The organism is Sphingomonas sp. DBB INV C78 (genome assembly GCF_042693015.1).
Lineage (GTDB): Bacteria > Pseudomonadota > Alphaproteobacteria > Sphingomonadales > Sphingomonadaceae > Sphingomonas_E.
This window is the reverse complement of sequence record NZ_CP170544.1, coordinates 1,572,628-1,588,525: the sequence shown is the minus strand read 5'-3', so window position 1 is coordinate 1,588,525 and position 15,898 is coordinate 1,572,628. Positions and strand designations below refer to the sequence as shown.

Genomic DNA, 15,898 nt, shown 5'->3' with positions numbered 1-15,898 from the left:
ACCCCGGACTTGTTCCGGGGTCCACCGTCACGCGGGCGACGCGGCCAGAGGTTCCTACCCGAACGCTACAGCCAGATCATTCCATGAGGGATTGTCCCGTTCGATCAGGCTCCGTTTCCAGTCCCGCCGCCAGCGCTTGATCTGCTTCTCGCGCAGGATCGCAGCCTCCATCGTGCCTGCCGCCTCCCAATAGACCAGGCATTTGATGCCATATCGCTTGGCGAAGCCGTCAAACATGCCTTCACGATGCTGGGCGACACGGCGAAGGAGATCGGAGGTTACGCCGACATACAGCGTTCCGTTAACGGCGCTGGCGAGGATGTAGACGCAAGGCTGTCGCTCGATCATCGACATCAATGAGTGCCGCACGGTGGACCCCGGAACACGTCCGGGGTGACGAGGGGAGTTCGTATCGTCGACGACGTCCGCAATGTCCGCGCGTCCTGACAGGCCGCTTTCCGTCAACAGCGCGTGTCGTCAGCCGTTCAGGGAGCGCCGACACGGATCGCTCGATTTATCGACGCCACCTACAACGCCCGAAACATCACCATCGCGTCCACATAGTCATGCGTCGGATGCCTGAACGCCCCCGGCAACCGCCCGACGATCTCGAACCCCAGCGACTGCCACAGCCGCACCGCGCGTTCGTTGGTGCTGACGACGAAGTTGAACTGCATCGCGCGATAGCCGCGGGCCTTGGCGTGTTCCAGCGAATGGGCGCACATCTGGCGGGCGACGCCGCGGCCGGTGGCGGTTGCGGCGGTCATGTAGCCGCAATTGGCGACATGGGCGCCGCCGCCCGACTGGTTGGGGCGGATATAATAGGTGCCGAGGATCTGGCCGTCCTCCTCGGCGACGAACGTCTCCTTGTCCGGCCCGAACCAGTAAGCGAGCGCATCCATCTCGCTCATCTGGGGATCGAGCGTATAGGTTTCGCCGGCCCGGATCGTGGGGCCGATGGTCGACCAGATCGCCGCTTCATCCTCGCGGCGGGCAGGGCGGATGAGCATTAAGGTCAGTCCACCCAATCGAGGCCGATCTCGCGATAGAGGCTGCGATCCTCCTCCCAGCCGGGCTTCACCTTGACGTGGAGGAAGAGGTGGACCTTGCGGTCGAGGATTTGGGCCAGCTCCTCGCGCGCGCGGCTGCCGATTTCCTTGAGGCGGGCGCCGCGCTTGCCGAGCACGATGGCGCGCTGGGTGTCGCGCGCGACGAGGATCTGCTGGTGGATCACCACCGATCCGTCCTTGCGCTCCTCATATTTCTCGGTCTCGATCGCGCTATCATAGGGCAACTCGGCATGGAGCTGGAGATAGAGCTGCTCACGCGTGACTTCGGCCGCGAGCATCCGGTCGGTCGCGTCGGACACCTGATCCTCGGGGAAGTGCCAGGGGCCTTCGGGGACGCGCTTGGCAAGATGCTTCTTGAGATCGGCGATGCCGTCGCCAGTGGACGCGCTGACCATGAAGATTTCCTCAGGGTTCAGCGCTTCCTGGAGCTTCACGGCGAGTTCGAGCAGCTTTTCCTTGGCCGTCACGTCGACCTTGTTGAGGATGACGATCTTGGGCTCGCGCCGGTCTTTCAGCGTTTCGACCAGGGTGTCGATCTTGGCCTTCATGCCCGCCTTGGCGTCGATGACGAGCGCGATCAGATCGGCATCGGTGGTGCCGCCCCAGGCGGCCGAGACCATCGCGCGATCGAGCCGGCGACGCGCCTCGAAGATGCCGGGCGTGTCGACCAGCAGGATCTGGCTCTGGCCTTCGATGGCAAGGCCCATCAGGCGGACGCGGGTGGTCTGCGCCTTGGGACTGACGATCGCGACCTTCTGGCCGACGAGCGCGTTGACGAGGGTGGACTTGCCCGCATTGGGCGCGCCGACGACGGCGACAAGGCCGCAGCGTTCGGTGGTCCCTTCGGGGGCAATGCCGGTGGGGGACTCGGCGGTCATGACAATTTCTCCAGAAGCGCCTTGGCGGCGGCGGTTTCGGCTTCCTGCTTCGACGTGCCTTCGGCGCTGGCCTCGGCGCCGGCGCGGCCGGGAAGCTCGACCTTGACGGTGAATTTAGGGGCGTGGTGCGGGCCGGAGCGTCCGGCGAGCGTATAGACGGGCGGGCGGCTGCGATTGGCCGCGGCCCATTCCTGCAATGCGGACTTGGGGTGACGCGGAGCCGAGCGCTGGCCATCGACGAAGGGCGCCCAGGCGCGACGGACGAAGGCGACGGCGGCGTCATGCCCGGCTTCGAGATAGAGGGCGCCGATCAGCGCCTCCACCGCATCGCCGACGACATTGTCGCTATTGACCGCGCCATCATCGCGCGCCTGCTTGCCCAGCCTTAACCAGCCCGGCACGCCGAGCGCGCGGCCGACATCGGCACAGGTTTCCCGGCTGACGATGGTGTTGATCCGGCGGGAAAGCGCGCCTTCGGGCTCATCGGGGAAGCGTTCGTAGAGCCAGGCGGCGGCGATCAGCCCGAGCACGCGATCGCCCAGGAATTCCAGCCGTTCATAGCTCGCGCCGCCATGGCTGCCATGGGTCAGCGCGCGCTGGAAAAGCTGCGGATCGCGCGGGGCGTGGCCCAGCGTCTCGGCGATCCAGGCAGGGAAGGCTTCAGCAGTCATCGCGGCCCTTTAGAGCGGTTTGCGTTTTCACGAAACCGCTCTCCGCCTTTGAGGTGCCGATTTCGGAGTCGTTGGGCGAAATCGCCCAACTCGAAATCGTCACAGCCCATATGTGCGCCGGCGTCATGTGCGGGATCGACTTGGGCGTCGGCGGACGGCATGATCGCGGCATGGGAGAGGTCATCAACCTGCGATTGGCGCGCAAGGCGAAGGCGCGGAGCGATGCCACGGCCAAGGCGGCCGAGAACCGCGCAAAGCACGGGCGAACCAAGGCGCAGAAGGCGGCCGAAGCGGTGGAGCAGGCGCGGTTGAAGGCGGTGCTCGACGGGGCGGAGCGCGAATAGCGGGAGGTCCGCGTGGGATTTCGGCCACTTCTCGCCAGTTTCGTCGGTCTTGCGATCGCGATCGTTCCGGTTTCTGCGGAAGCGGCTGACGAAAGCGCCTGGGACACAGCGAGCGACATCGGCGCCTATGGATTGACGGCGGTGGCGATCGGCCTGCCGCTGGCCAAAAGCGACGAGAATGGCGCGCTGCAAGCCGGGGGCAGCGTCGTGGCCGCAAAGCTGGTGACATGGGGCTTGAAGGAGGCCTTTCCGGAGCGCCGCCCGGACGGCAGCGGCAATGACAGCTTTCCGTCGGGTCATACCGCGATGGCCTTTGCCGCCGCGGCCAGCATCTACAACCGCGACGGCCAAGCGATCGGCATTCCGGCGTTTGCGGTGGCGACCTTCGTGGGCGCCGCGCGAATCCAGGCGGAAAAGCATCATTGGTATGATTGCGTCGCCGGCGCGGCGATCGGCACGGCGTCGGGATTCCTGATCACCAACGAACGCAGTGACCGGATCGCGATCATCCCGTGGGGCGATTCCAGGGGCGGCGGGCTGGTGGCGGGGATTCGCTTCTAGGATGACTCCCGAGGCATAGGGTGTTGTCCGAAACGCTATGCCGGCCGCATTGACAGGCGATGCCCTCCCTCCGCAGGGAGGGATATGACCGGCTGGCAATTCTGGATCGACCGCGGCGGCACCTTCACCGATGTTGTCGCCCGCGCCCCTGATGGCGCGCTTTCAACCGCGAAGCTGCTTTCGGAAAATCCCGAACGATATGCCGATGCCGCGGTGGCGGGCATCCGCACCGTGCTGGGCCTCGCGCTCGATGCGCCGCTGCCGCCGGGGCTGGTCGATCGCGTGAAGATGGGAACGACGGTCGCCACCAATGCGCTGCTCGAACGCAAGGGCGCGCCGACCTTGCTCGTGGTCGACCATGGCTTTGCCGACATCTTGCGGATCGGGACGCAGGCGCGGCCCGACCTGTTCGCGCTCCACATCCGCAAGCCCGAGCCGCTTTATGCGGTCGTCGAGGAAGTGGGCGGACGCGTTTCCGCCGAGGGCGAGAAGCTTGTCGCGCTCGACGAAACGGCGGCGGCCGCGATGTTCGCCCGGCGGCGGGCGGAGGGGCTGACATCCTGCGCGATCGCGCTCGTCCACGCCTGGCGCTTTCCCGATGCGGAGCGGCGGCTGGCAGCGCTGGCGCGTGAGGCGGGTTTCACCCAGATTTCGGTGAGCCATGAGGTGAGCCCGCTGCTGGGCCTGGTTTCGCGCGGTAACACGACCGTGGTCGATGCCTATCTTTCGCCGGTGCTGCGCCATTATGTCGACCGGGTGGCGGGGGAACTGGGCGATACGCGGCTGTTCTTCATGCAGTCGAACGGCGGGCTGGCGGATGCGCACGCCTTTCAGGGGCGCGACGCGATCTTGTCTGGCCCCGCGGGCGGCGTGGTCGGTGCGGCGCGGACGGCGGAAGCGGCGGGGATCGACCGGATCATCGGCTTCGACATGGGCGGCACTTCCACCGACGTTGCGCTTTATGCGGGCCAGTTCGAGCGCGCTTTCGATACCGAGGTCGCGGGTGTCGAGATGCGGGTGCCGATGATGGCGATCAATACGGTCGCGGCAGGGGGCGGATCGATCCTGCATTTCGATGGCGCGCGCTTCCGGGCCGGGCCGGACAGCGCCGGCGCCAATCCCGGGCCAAGCTGCTACCGGCGTGGTGGGCCGTTGACCGTGACGGATGCCAACGTGCTGCTGGGCAAGATCCAGCCGGCCTTTTTCCCGGCGATCTTCGGGCCGGAGGGCGATCAGCGGCTCGATGCCGAGGCGGTGCGGGGGCGCTTCGCGACGCTGGCGGCAGACGTGTCGGCGGCGACCGGAGAAGCGCGCGATCCGCGCGAGATTGCCGAGGGCTTCGTCCGCATCGCGGTCGCCAACATGGCGCAGGCGATCAAGCAGATTTCGGTCGAGAAGGGGCGCGATCCGGCGGAGTTCGCGTTGCAATGCTTCGGCGGTGCGGGCGGCCAGCATGCCTGCCTCGTCGCCGATGAACTCGGCATGGAAACTGTGCTCATCCACCCTTTCGCCGGCGTGCTTTCGGCCTATGGCATGGGGCTGGCCGATCAGAGCGCGATGCGCCAGCGGGCGGTGGAACTGCCGATCGGCTGCGATCTTGATGCGCTGGTAACGGAATTGGAGGTGGAGGCCGTGGCTGCGCTGGCCGGCGAAGATGGCGAGCGCCGGGTGATCCGTACCGCCCAGCTTCGTTATGCCGGCACCGACAGCGCGTTGCCCGTGGCGCTGGCCGACGAGCCCGCGATGCGCGCCGAGTTCGATGCGGCACACCGGGCGCGTTTCGGCTTTTCGACGCCGGATCGGCCGATCCTGATCGACAGCCTGGTGGTGGAGGTGGTGCGCGCGGGTGAGACGGTGGCGGCACCGGCGCTTGCCGCGCGCGACGGTGCGCTGCCGGATGCGCTTGCGACCGTCGATCTGTGGAGCGGCGGGCCGCATCGCGCGCCGGTCCATGATCGCGATGTGCTGCGGCCGGGCGACCGCATCACTGGCCCCGCGCTGATCCGCGAGGCGATCGCGACCACCGTGGTCGAACCTGGCTGGACGGCAGAGGTGGGGCAGGGCCTGGAACTGCTGCTCTGCCGGGCGACGCCGCGCGCAGACCGTTCCATCGCCGATGTCTCGCGGCCCGATCCGGTGCTGCTGGAACTGTTCAACAATCTGTTCATGGCGATCGCCGAACAGATGGGGGCGGTGCTGCGCAACACATCGACCAGCGTCAACATCAAGGAACGGCTTGATTTTTCCTGCGCGCTGTTCGACGCCGAGGGCAATCTCGTCGCCAATGCGCCACATGTGCCGGTGCATCTGGGTGCGATGGGCGACAGCGTGCGCGCGGTGCTGGCGAGCCGGCGGGGCACGCTCAAGCCTGGCGACATGATCGTGCTCAACAATCCGTTCAACGGCGGCACGCATTTGCCCGACGTGACGGTGATCGCGCCGGTGTTCGACGAGGCCGGCCAGGAGATCCGCTTCTTCGTCGGCAATCGCGGCCATCATGCCGATATCGGCGGCAAGACGCCGGGATCGACTCCGCCGGATTCCACCACGCTGGCTGAGGAAGGTGTGGTGATCGATGATTTCCTGCTGCTCGACGGCGGCACCTTCCGCGAGGCGGAGTTCCGCGGCGTGCTCGCCGATGCGGCTTATCCTGCGCGCAGCCCCGACACCAATGTCGCGGACATCAAGGCGCAGGTCGCGGCAAATGCGGCCGGGATCGGCGAGGCGCAGGCGCTGGTCGCCCGCTACGGCTGGCCGGTGGTCCGCGCCTATATGGGCCATGTCATGGCCAATGCCGAGGAAAGCGTGCGTCGCGTGATCGATCGCCTGCGCGACGGCCATTTCGATTATGTGATGGATGATGGCGCGAAACTCTCGGTCGCGGTCACAGTCGATCATGCGCGGCGCGAGGCATTGCTGGATTTCTCCAACACCGACGCCCAGCGCCCCGGCAATTTTAATGCCCCCCGATCGGTCACACAGGCGGTGGTTCTCTACGCTTTCCGCTGCCTTTTGGGGGATAATATCCCGCTCAACCAGGGCTGCCTCGTGCCGCTGAAAATCAAGGTGCCGCAGGGCAGCTTCCTTGATCCCGCGCCCGGATCGGCGGTGGTGGCGGGCAATACCGAGGTCAGCCAGGCGGAAGTCTGCGCGCTGCTCGGCGCGTTGGGTGCGGCGGCCTCATCACAGGGGACGATGAACAACTTCCTCTTCGGCAACGAAAGCTGCCAATATTATGAAACGATCTGCGGCGGCGCGGGCGCGGGGCCGGGCTTCGACGGCGCCGATGCGGTCCATACCCATATGACCAACACGCGCATCACCGACCCCGAGGTGCTGGAGATGCGCTATCCGGTGCGGCTGGAACAGTTCGCGATCCGGCGCGGATCGGGCGGGGCGGGGCGGCGCAAAGGCGGCGATGGCGCGATCCGCCGCATCCGCGCGCTCGAACCGTTGACCGCGACGATCGTCGCCTCGCGTCGTGCGGTGGCGCCGTTCGGCATGGAGGGTGGCGGTGATGGTGCCGAGGGCCGCCAGTGGATCGAACGCGCCGACAGTGGGCGCGAGGCGCTTTCAGGCACCGCTCGCGCGGAACTGGCTGAGGGGGACGTTATCGTGATCGAAACGCCCGGCGGTGGCGGTTGGGGAGCGGACGCCTAGAAGGGCGCCCACTCCGACACATATTTCATCACCTTGAGCGCGACCGAGGGGAAGAGCTGGTCTACCCCGTCGACCTTGGCGACGACGCCGGTCAGCAACTCGTCAAGCTCGCGCAGGTCGTGCGCGACGACCTGGATTTCGAGGTCGTGGGTGCCGATGGATACGGCCGCGGTGATGACCTGTTCGATCTTCGCGAGATCGGCGGCGACGTCGGCAGCCGGGCGCCCCCTGACCTGCACGCCGACGGCCGAGAGACAATCATAGCCCAGTGCCGTGAGATCGCGCATCGCGACGACGCGGACGACGTTATTGTCCTCCAGCCGCCGCAGATGCGCCCTGACCGTCGCTTCCTTGACGCCGACGACGCGGGCCAGATCGCGCGTGGCGATCCGGCCGTTGTCGCGGAGCGCCGCGATTATCTTCTCGTCGAGATCGTCGATATCGAACGACGCGGCATTCCCCCGTCTTGCCATATGCGTGCGCTCAGAAGCTGAACTTCGCGTCGGCGCCGTAACTGCGCGGCCGCTTGTAGCTGCCCGCGCCGAAACCAAGCCCGCCGAAGTCGACGCTGAAGTCGATATTCTTGTCGTTGGTCAAATTATCCCCCCACAGAGAGAATTCTGCTGTTGTTCCACCGAACTCAATATCACCAAAACTCAGCCGCGCTTTCAGATTATGATCCGGGCGTGATCGAATGTCCCGATTGAACGGATTGACCCGATCGAGCGCGAAGAAATAGATCGTGCTGCGATAAGCATAATCCACACGACCGGTGATCGATCCGAAGGAAACCGGCGTGCTATACTGGATAGCGCCGCGCGCCTGGAACTTGGATGTCTGCGGCATCCGCGCCTCATCCGCGACGTTGATCACCTCGTTGGAGACGGGATCGCGATAGAGGAATTCCTTATAGTCCGGATCGGTGTAGCCGGCGGAAGCCTCAAGCTGGAGACCGTCGACGGGAACCGCGGTGATTTCCGCCTCGAACCCCTTGTAGGTGACCTTGCCGGCATTGACGATCAGCGAGGTCGCGCCGCCGGTGCCGCTGGCGAACTGCTGCACCTGCAGATCATCATAATCGGTGTAGAAGATGGCGAGGTTGGTGCGCAGCCGGCGATCGAAGAAGTCGCCCTTGAAACCGGCTTCATAAGCGATCGCGGTTTCGGGATCGAACTTGTTGATGACGTTGGTGCGCGGGTTGATGCCGCCCGAACGATAGCCGCTCGATGCGCGGACATAGACCATCTGGCTGGGCGTGAACTGATAGGTGCCCGACACCAGCCATGAGACATTCTCATAGGTCTCGCGGCCGCGTTGCTCGGGATTCACGTCGCCGAACAAGCGAATGGTTTTCTTGTCGGACGTGTAGCGCAGGCCGCCGGTCAGTTCGAATTCCTCGCCGAAGGGACGGGCGCTGACCTGGCCGAAGGCGGCCATGCTTTCGGTGGTGCCGCCGAAGGCCTGGACGGGGTTGAGGTTGATGCCCGCCTGGCCGCCGGGCAAGACGAAGGTCAGGCTCTGGCGGTTGGTTTCGGACGCCTTTTCATAGAAATAATAAGCGCCCAGCACATAGTTCCAGGTGTCATATTTGCCGAGCGCCTGAAGCTCCTGGCTGAACTGGTGCTGCTTCTGCGGCGCGTTGTTGCCGTTATACGGGTTCACAAGTTCGATGCTGGGCGCGAACGTCACCGGATCGAGCACAACGCCGCGCAGATTGCCGTTGCCCGACAGCGTCAGGATCGTGTCCTGGAAGAATTTGCGATAGGCGGTGATCGACTTGAGCGTCAGCGAGTCCATCGCCTGATAGTCCAGGGTCAGGCTGTGGCCCTGGATCTTGGCCTTCGCATCGTAACGCAGTTTGCCGAACCGATCGACGAAACCGCGCTGCAGGCCCGGATCGATGCGGCCCTGCCCCATGATGAACGGATCGCCGCCCAGGCTTTCGGACTGGCTGTAATAATTGATGAAGTCGTCGGTCGCCGCGAGGATCTGGAAGTAGGGCGCGGTGCCTTCGCGCTGGTTATAGTCGAAGCTGTAATTGGCGATGACGTCGCCGAAATCGCCTTGCACTGCGAGGACCATCGCGTCGCTGTTGAGCGCGCCGGGATCGTCCGATGAGGGGCGCAGCAGATTATCTACATAGCCGTCGCGCTGGCGGTGGAGATAAGACAAGGACGCGCTGAGCGGCGAATTGTCCGATTGGCCGGAATCGATGCGGCCCCGGGCGAACCATTCGTTATTATTGCCGTAGCCAGCCTTGATCTCGACGCCGAGATCTTCCTTGGGCTTCTTGGTGATGAGCTGGATGGCGCCGCCGACGGAATTCCGGCCGAACAAGGTTCCCTGCGGCCCGCGGAGCACCTCGATCCGTTCCATGTCGACCAGATCGAAGATCGCGCCCGCCGAGCGGCCGATATAAACGCCGTCCAGATAGACGCCGACGCCCTGTTCGGCGACCGACGACGGTTCCTGATTGCCGATACCGCGAATGAAGATGGAAGCAGCCGTGATGCTGGTCGATTGCTGGAGGATCGACAGGTTGGGCGCGAGCTGCGGGACGGCGTTCACATCCTGGATGTTGAGGCGGTCGATGGTCGCCGCAGTCAGCGCGGTGACGGCCACCGGCGCGGTCTGCAGAGATTCATTCTGACGGCGGGCGGTGACGACGATGTCCTCGAGCCGGTCATTCTCCGCCGCGGCGGGGGCGGCCTCCTGCGCAAATGCGGATGGGGCCGCGAGCGCGAGGCCCGCGACCGAAGCGAACAGCAATGCAGTTCTGGTCATACTATCTTCCTCTTCCTGATCGGCCGCCTCTTTCGGGCGGTTCCATGGTTCCGACGCCTCCCTCAGGCGTCGAAATTCGTCGATATCGTGAGATCCTTATGCTGCTCCATCGATGCCAGCATCTCTTCGGTCCGGCCCTTCACCGCGGCATAGCCATCGGGACCCATCACCAGATGGATCGGGGGATCGGGCATGTCGGCGAGCTTCAGCATCGCGAGAGCAAGCTTGGCGGGATCGCCCGGCTGCTTGCCATCGACCGATTTGACGAGGCCGATGCGGGCATGGACGCCTGCGTCATAATCGCCGATCGGCCCGTCCGCAGCCTTGAGCGAGCGGCCCGAGAAATCGGTGCGATATTGGCCGGCGGCGACGGCGGTGACCCTGATGCCGAAATCCGCGACTTCGCGAGCCAGCGCGGAGGTCATCGCCTCCAGCGCATATTTGCTGGTGCTGTAATAGCCGGTGGCGGGGTTGGCGATGCGCCCGGCGATCGAGGAGATGTTGATGATGCGCCCCTGCCGCTTCGCCCGCATGCCGGGAAGTGCGGTGCGCGTGGTGCGGATCGCGCCCCAGAAGTTGGTTTCGAACATGGCGCGCACCTGATCGAGATCGCCTTCCTCGATCGACGCGACATAGCCATAGCCGGCATTGTTGACGAGGACGTCCACCCCGCCGAAGCGAGCTTCCGCCGCGGCGAAGGCGGCCGCAACACTGGCATCGTTCGACACGTCTAGCGCCACCGTCAGCGCGCTTTGCGGATAGCGCTCGGCGAAGTCGGCGATGTCGGCCGGCTTGCGGGCGGTGACGACCGCCTGGTCGCCGCTCGCCAGAACGGCGTCCGCAATGGCGCGGCCGATCCCGGTGGAACAGCCTGTGATCAGCCAGGTCCTCATTCGGCCACCCGCCATGCATAGCTGGCTGCACGGACCTTGAGCTGATCGGCGCGCTCTGCCGGTGAAACCCATTTGGTTTCAGCGGGGAGTTCGTTCTTGAGATTGGCCAGCTTGACGACCCGGCCCTTGGCGCCGAAGCCTTCGCCCGGTCGTCCTGTCACAAACTCGGCCCATCGCAGGGTCAATATGCCCTCCGGCATGTCACATGGGTCAATCCAGTTATGCACTCCCGGATCGGCACGGGACACCACATAGGTTAAGGTGTCGTCACCATTGCGGACGCTCTGGTTGAGATTGAGGCTCGCCGTCCGGTTCTGAATGTCGTTGGTGGTGCCCCACTGGTTGGTGATCGGCGCGAGGAAATAATCGGCGCCGCCTAGGCCGACATCGACGACCAGAGCCTCGTCATCAGCCAACTGGAAATGGCCCATGACGTAGATCTGGTTGCGCAGCGCGCCATCGGTATCGCGGTCGATTGTGAAGTCGAAGGCGTTGACGGGCTTGTCCAGCGCCTGCCGGTTCCAGCGCGCAGTGTTGTCGATGTTGAGGCGGAGCATGGCGATGGCGTCATCGACCTGCTGGTCCATGGTGCGCTCTGGGCTCTTAGGCGGCGCCCCCAGCCGCTCGATCGACAGCTCGTTCACCCGCTCGTTCGCCCAATCCATGATGACGTCGCGGATGTAGAATTCCTTGGCCTCGGGCGCGGAGCGGACATGATCGAGGCGGTTGCCCTTCTCGTCGCTGTCGACGAAGATTTCGAAGCGGCCATCAGCGTCGAGATGCAGCGATTTGCCGTCGAGCACGTCGACGGTGGCCATCTTGTCCGTCCAGAGGGTGAAGTAATTTTCGGTAAGCCGCGGATTCGGCACGCGGCCGCGGATGACGTAGCGTTCGCTGCCGTCGATCGGGATGACGCGATAGACGGAGTCAGGGTTGTCGAGGCCCCAGCGCGATCCGGGGATCTCCAGACCTTCCAGTTGGTGCGGAATGCGCGAGATGGTGACGACCGCGGGCCGTTCCTTATCGGTGTTGAGCGACCAGATGATCGCGCCGAACACGACCTCGGGATATTTGCTGTCGAAAGAGGCGCGCATTTCCGGCTGCGGCTTGATCATGTCGAGCCAATAATCGTGTAGTTCCGCCACCGCGGCCTGCATGCGCGGATGCGCCAGCACCTCCAGCGCGCGCCGTTCGAAGCGGCCTTGTTCTGGCGTCGAGATTGGACTGCCCACTCTACTCTCCCACTTGCGGATCATCGGCATCTGGCCGTCTTTGTGCAGAACCTAATGCGTAGCGGATTACGGGCAATCACTTCGCATTCTGGCGCAGGGACGAAGGCAGGATTAAGCGACGCGAATAAATCCCTGTGTTGAACGATCATGCGAAGGTTGATCGACAAGCAGGGAATGATAGGGTTCTGCAGCGACCGTTCAGCGGATGGTGCCCGGATCAATCGGGCGGGGCGACAAATGCCAACCACCGAGTCCGTTCAAGGAGGATGCAGGCTGATGCAAGGTGGTGGACCAGCGACATTGGACGTGAAGTTCGATGTCGGCGACTTTCAGCTCGAAGTGATGTCGCAGCCCGGCACGGGGCCGTTCACGCGAACGCACCTGCTGGATTATCCCGCGATCACCTATCTGCCGACGGGGCAGGGCGAAGATCCGTCGCGCGGCTGTTTTGGTCAGCCCGAATCGCACCGTTCCTTCATGCCGTTGGGGGCCGCCGTGCTGGTTCCGGCCAACGTGCCGATTCATGTGATGTCGAGCGGCTTCAGCGATCGGCGGCTGTTGATCTGCCGGTTCGAAGCGGGATTCTTCGAACAATTGACCGGGGTAAGCGCGAACGCCAGCGGAGACGAACTGGCGGCGTGCAGCGATGTGCGCGATCCTTCGGTGTTGGCGACACTCGAACGGCTTTCGATCGAAGTTGGGCGCACGTCCGCCGGGCGTGACATGATGGTCCGGGGCCTCGGCATGGTGTTGCTCGCCGAACTGACCCGCCATTTCGAGACGGTTCGCGAGCGCGGCTTCCACCGGGCGGGGACGCTTGCGCCCTGGCAGCTCAAGCGGATCGACCAGCGGTTGGCGGACGAGAGCCGGCCTGTTCCCAGCGTGTCGGAACTCGCGTCATTGTGCGGTATCGGCCGCCGCCATCTGATGCGAGCGTTCAAGGCGACGCGCGGGTCGACGGTGATGGATCATGTTGAACGCACCCTGTTCGCGCGCGCTGCACGGATGCTTGGCGAAACCTCGATACCGGTGAAATCTCTGGCCGTGTCGCTGGGATATGAGCGGCAGGGCAGCTTTTCCGCGGCGTTCCGGCGTCGTTTTGGCGAGACGCCGCGCGATTATCGCGCGCGCGCTTCCGCCGGATTGCTAAGCAACTAGTGGCGGACGCTCCTCGCAGCCTCAAGGCTTCGCACATCGTGCTGATTGTGATGCTGGCCTTCGTCGTGATGTTCGAAGGCTTCGACATCAGCCTGACCAACGTCGTGCTGCCTTATGCCGGCAAGACGTTCGATGTCGGCACGGAGGGGCTTGGCCGATCGTTATCGGTGATCGGGCTGGGCGCGATCGCTGCCTGGTTCCTGATCCGGCTGAGTGACCGCTTCGGGCGCCGGCCGATCTTGTTGGCATCGGCCGCCCTGTTTTCGGTGGGATCGCTCGTGACGATCCTGATGCCGACGATTGAAAGCTACACGATCGTCCAGGCACTGACCCGTATCGCGCTCGTGTCGCAGATCGCGACGGCCTATCTGATCGTTTCGGAAACTTTGCCGGCCCATCTGCGCGGCCGGGCCAACGGATTGCTCGGTGCGTGCGGCAGCTTCGGTGCGGCACTGCCGGCATTGTTGCTGGCGAGCGCGCTGGAGACGAGCCTGTCATGGCGGGCATTGTTTCTGGTGGGGGCTGCGCCGCTGCTGGTGCTGCCGCTGCTGTGGCTGTTCTTGAAGGAAACGCCGGCCTATCTCGCCACTCGTGACGCTGCGGTGCCGCGGGCCGGCGTAGTGGCGGAGTTTCGCACGCTCGCTTCGCGCGAGTTGCGCGGGCGGTTCGCGTTGATGAGCCTGTTGTGGTTCATCGCCAATTTCAGCGCGGTCGTGTCGACCTTCTTCTTCACTTATTATGTCCTCAACGAGCGCGGTTGGTCGGCCACGGATCTCGCGCTGATCGCGCCGTTCGGGCTCGTGTCGGCGTTCCTCGGCTATCTGTCGGTCGGCTTCCTGATGGACCTGATCGGCCGCCGGTGGACTGCGGCCTTGTTCTTCGTCGCCAACGGCCTGCTGGTGATGACCTGCTATGCCGCGACCGACTGGTATGTGATCGCCGCCTGCAACATCGGCATCCAGGCAATGCTCGGCGTGTGGACGGTGTGCTTCACCATCAATTCCGAGCTGTTCCCGACCCATGTCCGCGCCGCGGCCAATGGCTGGTGCCATAATCTGATCGGGCGCTGGGGCATGGTCGGCGCGCCGCTGCTGATCGGCTGGATGTCGAAGGAGATCGGCTCGGTGGCGGACACCTGTTTCTGGCTGGGCCTGAGCTGCTTCATTGCGGTGCCGCTGGTCCTGTTCCTGCTGCCCGAGACGCGGGCGGCCAACCTCGCTTCCAAGGAGAATGACGCATGAATCGCATGACCGGCAAGATCGTCCTCGTGACCGGCGCCGCATCGGGGATCGGCAAAGCGAGCGCGATCCGCCTGGCGAGCGAGGGCGCGATCGTCGTGTGCGCGGATCGCAACGTGAAAGGTGCGGAAGAAACCGCCGCGAGCCTGGCGGGCGCGACGGCGGTCGAGTTCGATGCCGCATCGGCCGCCTCGTGCCGGGCGCTCGTCGACCATGTGATCGCGACGCACGGCAAGCTGGATGTGCTGTGCAATATCGCGGGCATCGGCGGCTTCGGCCATGCCGCACAGGTGGCGGACGAGGAGTGGGATCGGCTGATCGCGATCAACCTTTCCTCGATCTTCCACATGACCAAGGCCGCGCTGCCGCATCTGGAAAAGACCCAAGGCAATATCGTCAACATGGCTTCGGCGTCGGGGCTGGTGGGCGCGTCCTACGCGTCGGCTTATTCGGCGAGCAAGGCGGGTGTCGTCGGCTATACCCGCACCGTGGCGCTCGAATATGCGGCGAAGCAGGTGCGCGTGAACGCCATCTGCCCCGGTGGGGTCGATACGCCGCTGATCGCCGGCGGATCGGTGATGGGGACGATCGAGGGGATCGATTTCGCGCTGGTGGCGCGGATGTCGCCGAAGATGGCGCCGCTCGCCCAGCCCGAGGATATTGCGGCCGCGGTCGCCTTCCTCGCTTCTGACGATGCGAAGTTCATCACCGGCATCATGCTGCCGGTCGATGGCGGTCAGACCGCAGGCTGAGGCGATCGGGCGAGGATTTCGGGGGCGGTTTCCTCGGCCAGCACAGGCAGGCGATGGCGTAGCGACCAGCCGGGGGGAGGGGTGAAGGCGAAATCGTCCGCTCCCCAGACCGAGAGGATCGCGTCGCAGGGAATCGGCCGCTCGTCGAAGGGCGAGAGGAGGTCGAGCATCACGCGATCGGTTCGGCCGGCGGCGGCGGCGGTTGCCGCGTTCAGGAGAGCTGGGCGATCGCTGCCGGAGAGGAGCCACAGCGTCTTGGGCGTGGCGCCCGGTTGATAGTCTCGTTGAGGCCCGGAAAGCAGGGACGATTCGGCGACGGCGGCGCGAATGTTGGATTGGTCGGTGAACTTCCGTTCGTCGACGCGCAGGACCTCGCCGGCGGGGCCGGCCATCGTCTTCGCCGCAACCGTCGGATCGCCGTGCCAGAATTCCGACAGGCAATCGAAGCCTGGTTCCTGATCATCAGCCAGGTGATTGCGGATATATTTCTGGAAGCGGAAATATTCGAGCGCGAGCGGCGTATGCCGTGTCTCATAATAGGTGCGAAAATCGGCGCGGGACGAATCGACGCGGCGCGGCATGAAGGCGAAGGATTTCAACATGGCCCGGATGCTGAACCCGATCGCGGGCGCAAGGGAAGGGGCGCGAGGCAGGTCA

General features: G+C 64.8%; 15 protein-coding genes. 6 read left to right on the top strand and 9 right to left on the bottom strand.

Annotation, left to right across the window (positions count from 1 at the left end; genetic code table 11):
- Positions 1–54 precede the first annotated feature (54 nt).
- The 4 genes from ACFB49_RS07585 to rnc all read right to left on the bottom strand — a co-directional run bounded on the left by ACFB49_RS07585 (position 55) and on the right by rnc (position 2,619).
- Positions 55–348 carry a GIY-YIG nuclease family protein gene (locus tag ACFB49_RS07585; RefSeq protein ID WP_380879885.1) on the bottom strand — a complete coding sequence of 98 codons (294 nt, stop codon included), beginning with the start codon at positions 346–348 and terminating at the stop codon, positions 55–57.
- 179 nt (positions 349–527) lie between these two features.
- Complete coding sequence (locus ACFB49_RS07580; protein WP_380877997.1) at positions 528–1,010, bottom strand: GNAT family N-acetyltransferase; 483 nt, start codon at positions 1,008–1,010, stop codon at positions 528–530.
- 5 nt (positions 1,011–1,015) lie between these two features.
- A complete protein-coding gene (gene era / locus ACFB49_RS07575; RefSeq protein WP_380877996.1) occupies positions 1,016–1,948 on the bottom strand; it encodes a GTPase Era in 933 nt (310 codons plus the stop codon).
- Entirely contained in the window at positions 1,945–2,619 is a 675-nt protein-coding gene (rnc, locus tag ACFB49_RS07570) for a ribonuclease III (protein ID WP_380877993.1), read from the bottom strand. The genes era and rnc overlap by 4 nt, the downstream gene beginning before the upstream one ends.
- 71 nt (positions 2,620–2,690) lie before the next feature.
- Between rnc and ACFB49_RS07565 the strand changes: the two genes are divergently transcribed.
- The 3 genes from ACFB49_RS07565 to ACFB49_RS07555 all read left to right on the top strand — a co-directional run bounded on the left by ACFB49_RS07565 (position 2,691) and on the right by ACFB49_RS07555 (position 7,184).
- Positions 2,691–2,963: a DUF4169 family protein gene (locus tag ACFB49_RS07565; RefSeq protein WP_380877991.1), complete on the top strand. Its 273-nt coding sequence runs from the start codon at positions 2,691–2,693 to the stop codon at positions 2,961–2,963.
- Between the two features lie 12 nt (positions 2,964–2,975).
- Complete coding sequence (locus ACFB49_RS07560) at positions 2,976–3,524, top strand: phosphatase PAP2 family protein (protein ID WP_380877988.1); 549 nt, start codon at positions 2,976–2,978, stop codon at positions 3,522–3,524.
- Positions 3,525–3,608: 84 nt separating this feature from the next.
- Positions 3,609–7,184 (top strand): hydantoinase B/oxoprolinase family protein, encoded by a 3,576-nt coding sequence (locus tag ACFB49_RS07555; RefSeq protein ID WP_380877986.1) that lies wholly within the window; start codon positions 3,609–3,611, stop codon positions 7,182–7,184.
- Here ACFB49_RS07555 and ACFB49_RS07550 read toward each other — a convergent pair.
- From ACFB49_RS07550 to ACFB49_RS07535, 4 genes are all read right to left on the bottom strand, one after another.
- On the bottom strand, positions 7,181–7,657 hold the full coding sequence (locus tag ACFB49_RS07550) for an Lrp/AsnC family transcriptional regulator (protein WP_380877984.1): 477 nt from the start codon (positions 7,655–7,657) through the stop codon (positions 7,181–7,183). The genes ACFB49_RS07555 and ACFB49_RS07550 overlap by 4 nt on opposite strands.
- 10 nt (positions 7,658–7,667) lie before the next feature.
- Positions 7,668–9,968: a TonB-dependent receptor gene (locus ACFB49_RS07545; RefSeq protein ID WP_380877981.1), complete on the bottom strand. Its 2,301-nt coding sequence runs from the start codon at positions 9,966–9,968 to the stop codon at positions 7,668–7,670.
- A gap of 62 nt (positions 9,969–10,030) precedes the next feature.
- Entirely contained in the window at positions 10,031–10,861 is an 831-nt protein-coding gene (locus ACFB49_RS07540; protein WP_380877979.1) for an oxidoreductase, read from the bottom strand.
- The gene (locus ACFB49_RS07535) at positions 10,858–12,093 is read right to left on the bottom strand and encodes a hypothetical protein (RefSeq protein WP_380877976.1); all 1,236 of its coding nucleotides are present in this window, start codon (positions 12,091–12,093) and stop codon (positions 10,858–10,860) included. Before ACFB49_RS07535 ends, ACFB49_RS07540 begins: the two co-directional genes overlap by 4 nt.
- A 276-nt stretch (positions 12,094–12,369) precedes the next feature.
- On the opposite strand from ACFB49_RS07535, the gene ACFB49_RS07530 reads away from it, so the two are divergent.
- Genes ACFB49_RS07530 through ACFB49_RS07520 form a run of 3 tightly spaced genes read left to right on the top strand, consistent with a single transcriptional unit; the run spans position 12,370 to position 15,241 of the window.
- Entirely contained in the window at positions 12,370–13,251 is an 882-nt protein-coding gene (locus tag ACFB49_RS07530; RefSeq protein ID WP_380877974.1) for a helix-turn-helix domain-containing protein, read from the top strand.
- Between the two features lie 38 nt (positions 13,252–13,289).
- Complete coding sequence (locus ACFB49_RS07525) at positions 13,290–14,492, top strand: MFS transporter (RefSeq protein WP_380877971.1); 1,203 nt, start codon at positions 13,290–13,292, stop codon at positions 14,490–14,492.
- Positions 14,489–15,241, top strand: coding sequence for an SDR family NAD(P)-dependent oxidoreductase (locus ACFB49_RS07520; RefSeq protein WP_380877968.1), 753 nt, complete (start codon positions 14,489–14,491; stop codon positions 15,239–15,241). The genes ACFB49_RS07525 and ACFB49_RS07520 overlap by 4 nt, the downstream gene beginning before the upstream one ends.
- Here ACFB49_RS07520 and ACFB49_RS07515 read toward each other — a convergent pair.
- Positions 15,226–15,843: an EthD domain-containing protein gene (locus ACFB49_RS07515; protein ID WP_380877966.1), complete on the bottom strand. Its 618-nt coding sequence runs from the start codon at positions 15,841–15,843 to the stop codon at positions 15,226–15,228. The two genes, ACFB49_RS07520 and ACFB49_RS07515, sit on opposite strands and share 16 nt — an antisense overlap.
- Between the last annotated feature and the right edge of the window lie 55 nt (positions 15,844–15,898).

Excerpts from the sequence above, each read along its gene's own strand:
- era (WP_380877996.1), bottom strand. The coding sequence starts at position 1,948 with ATGACCGCCGAGTCCCCCACCGGCATTGCCCCCGAAGGGACCACCGAA.
- ACFB49_RS07530 (WP_380877974.1), top strand. The coding sequence starts at position 12,370 with ATGCAAGGTGGTGGACCAGCGACATTGGACGTGAAGTTCGATGTCGGC.
- ACFB49_RS07540 (WP_380877979.1), bottom strand. The coding sequence starts at position 10,861 with ATGAGGACCTGGCTGATCACAGGCTGTTCCACCGGGATCGGCCGCGCC.
- ACFB49_RS07585 (WP_380879885.1), bottom strand. The coding sequence starts at position 348 with ATGATCGAGCGACAGCCTTGCGTCTACATCCTCGCCAGCGCCGTTAAC.
- ACFB49_RS07515 (WP_380877966.1), bottom strand. The coding sequence starts at position 15,843 with ATGTTGAAATCCTTCGCCTTCATGCCGCGCCGCGTCGATTCGTCCCGC.
- ACFB49_RS07550 (WP_380877984.1), bottom strand. The coding sequence starts at position 7,657 with ATGGCAAGACGGGGGAATGCCGCGTCGTTCGATATCGACGATCTCGAC.
- ACFB49_RS07545 (WP_380877981.1), bottom strand. The coding sequence starts at position 9,968 with ATGACCAGAACTGCATTGCTGTTCGCTTCGGTCGCGGGCCTCGCGCTC.
- ACFB49_RS07555 (WP_380877986.1), top strand. The coding sequence starts at position 3,609 with ATGACCGGCTGGCAATTCTGGATCGACCGCGGCGGCACCTTCACCGAT.
- ACFB49_RS07580 (WP_380877997.1), bottom strand. The coding sequence starts at position 1,010 with ATGCTCATCCGCCCTGCCCGCCGCGAGGATGAAGCGGCGATCTGGTCG.
- ACFB49_RS07520 (WP_380877968.1), top strand. The coding sequence starts at position 14,489 with ATGAATCGCATGACCGGCAAGATCGTCCTCGTGACCGGCGCCGCATCG.
- rnc (WP_380877993.1), bottom strand. The coding sequence starts at position 2,619 with ATGACTGCTGAAGCCTTCCCTGCCTGGATCGCCGAGACGCTGGGCCAC.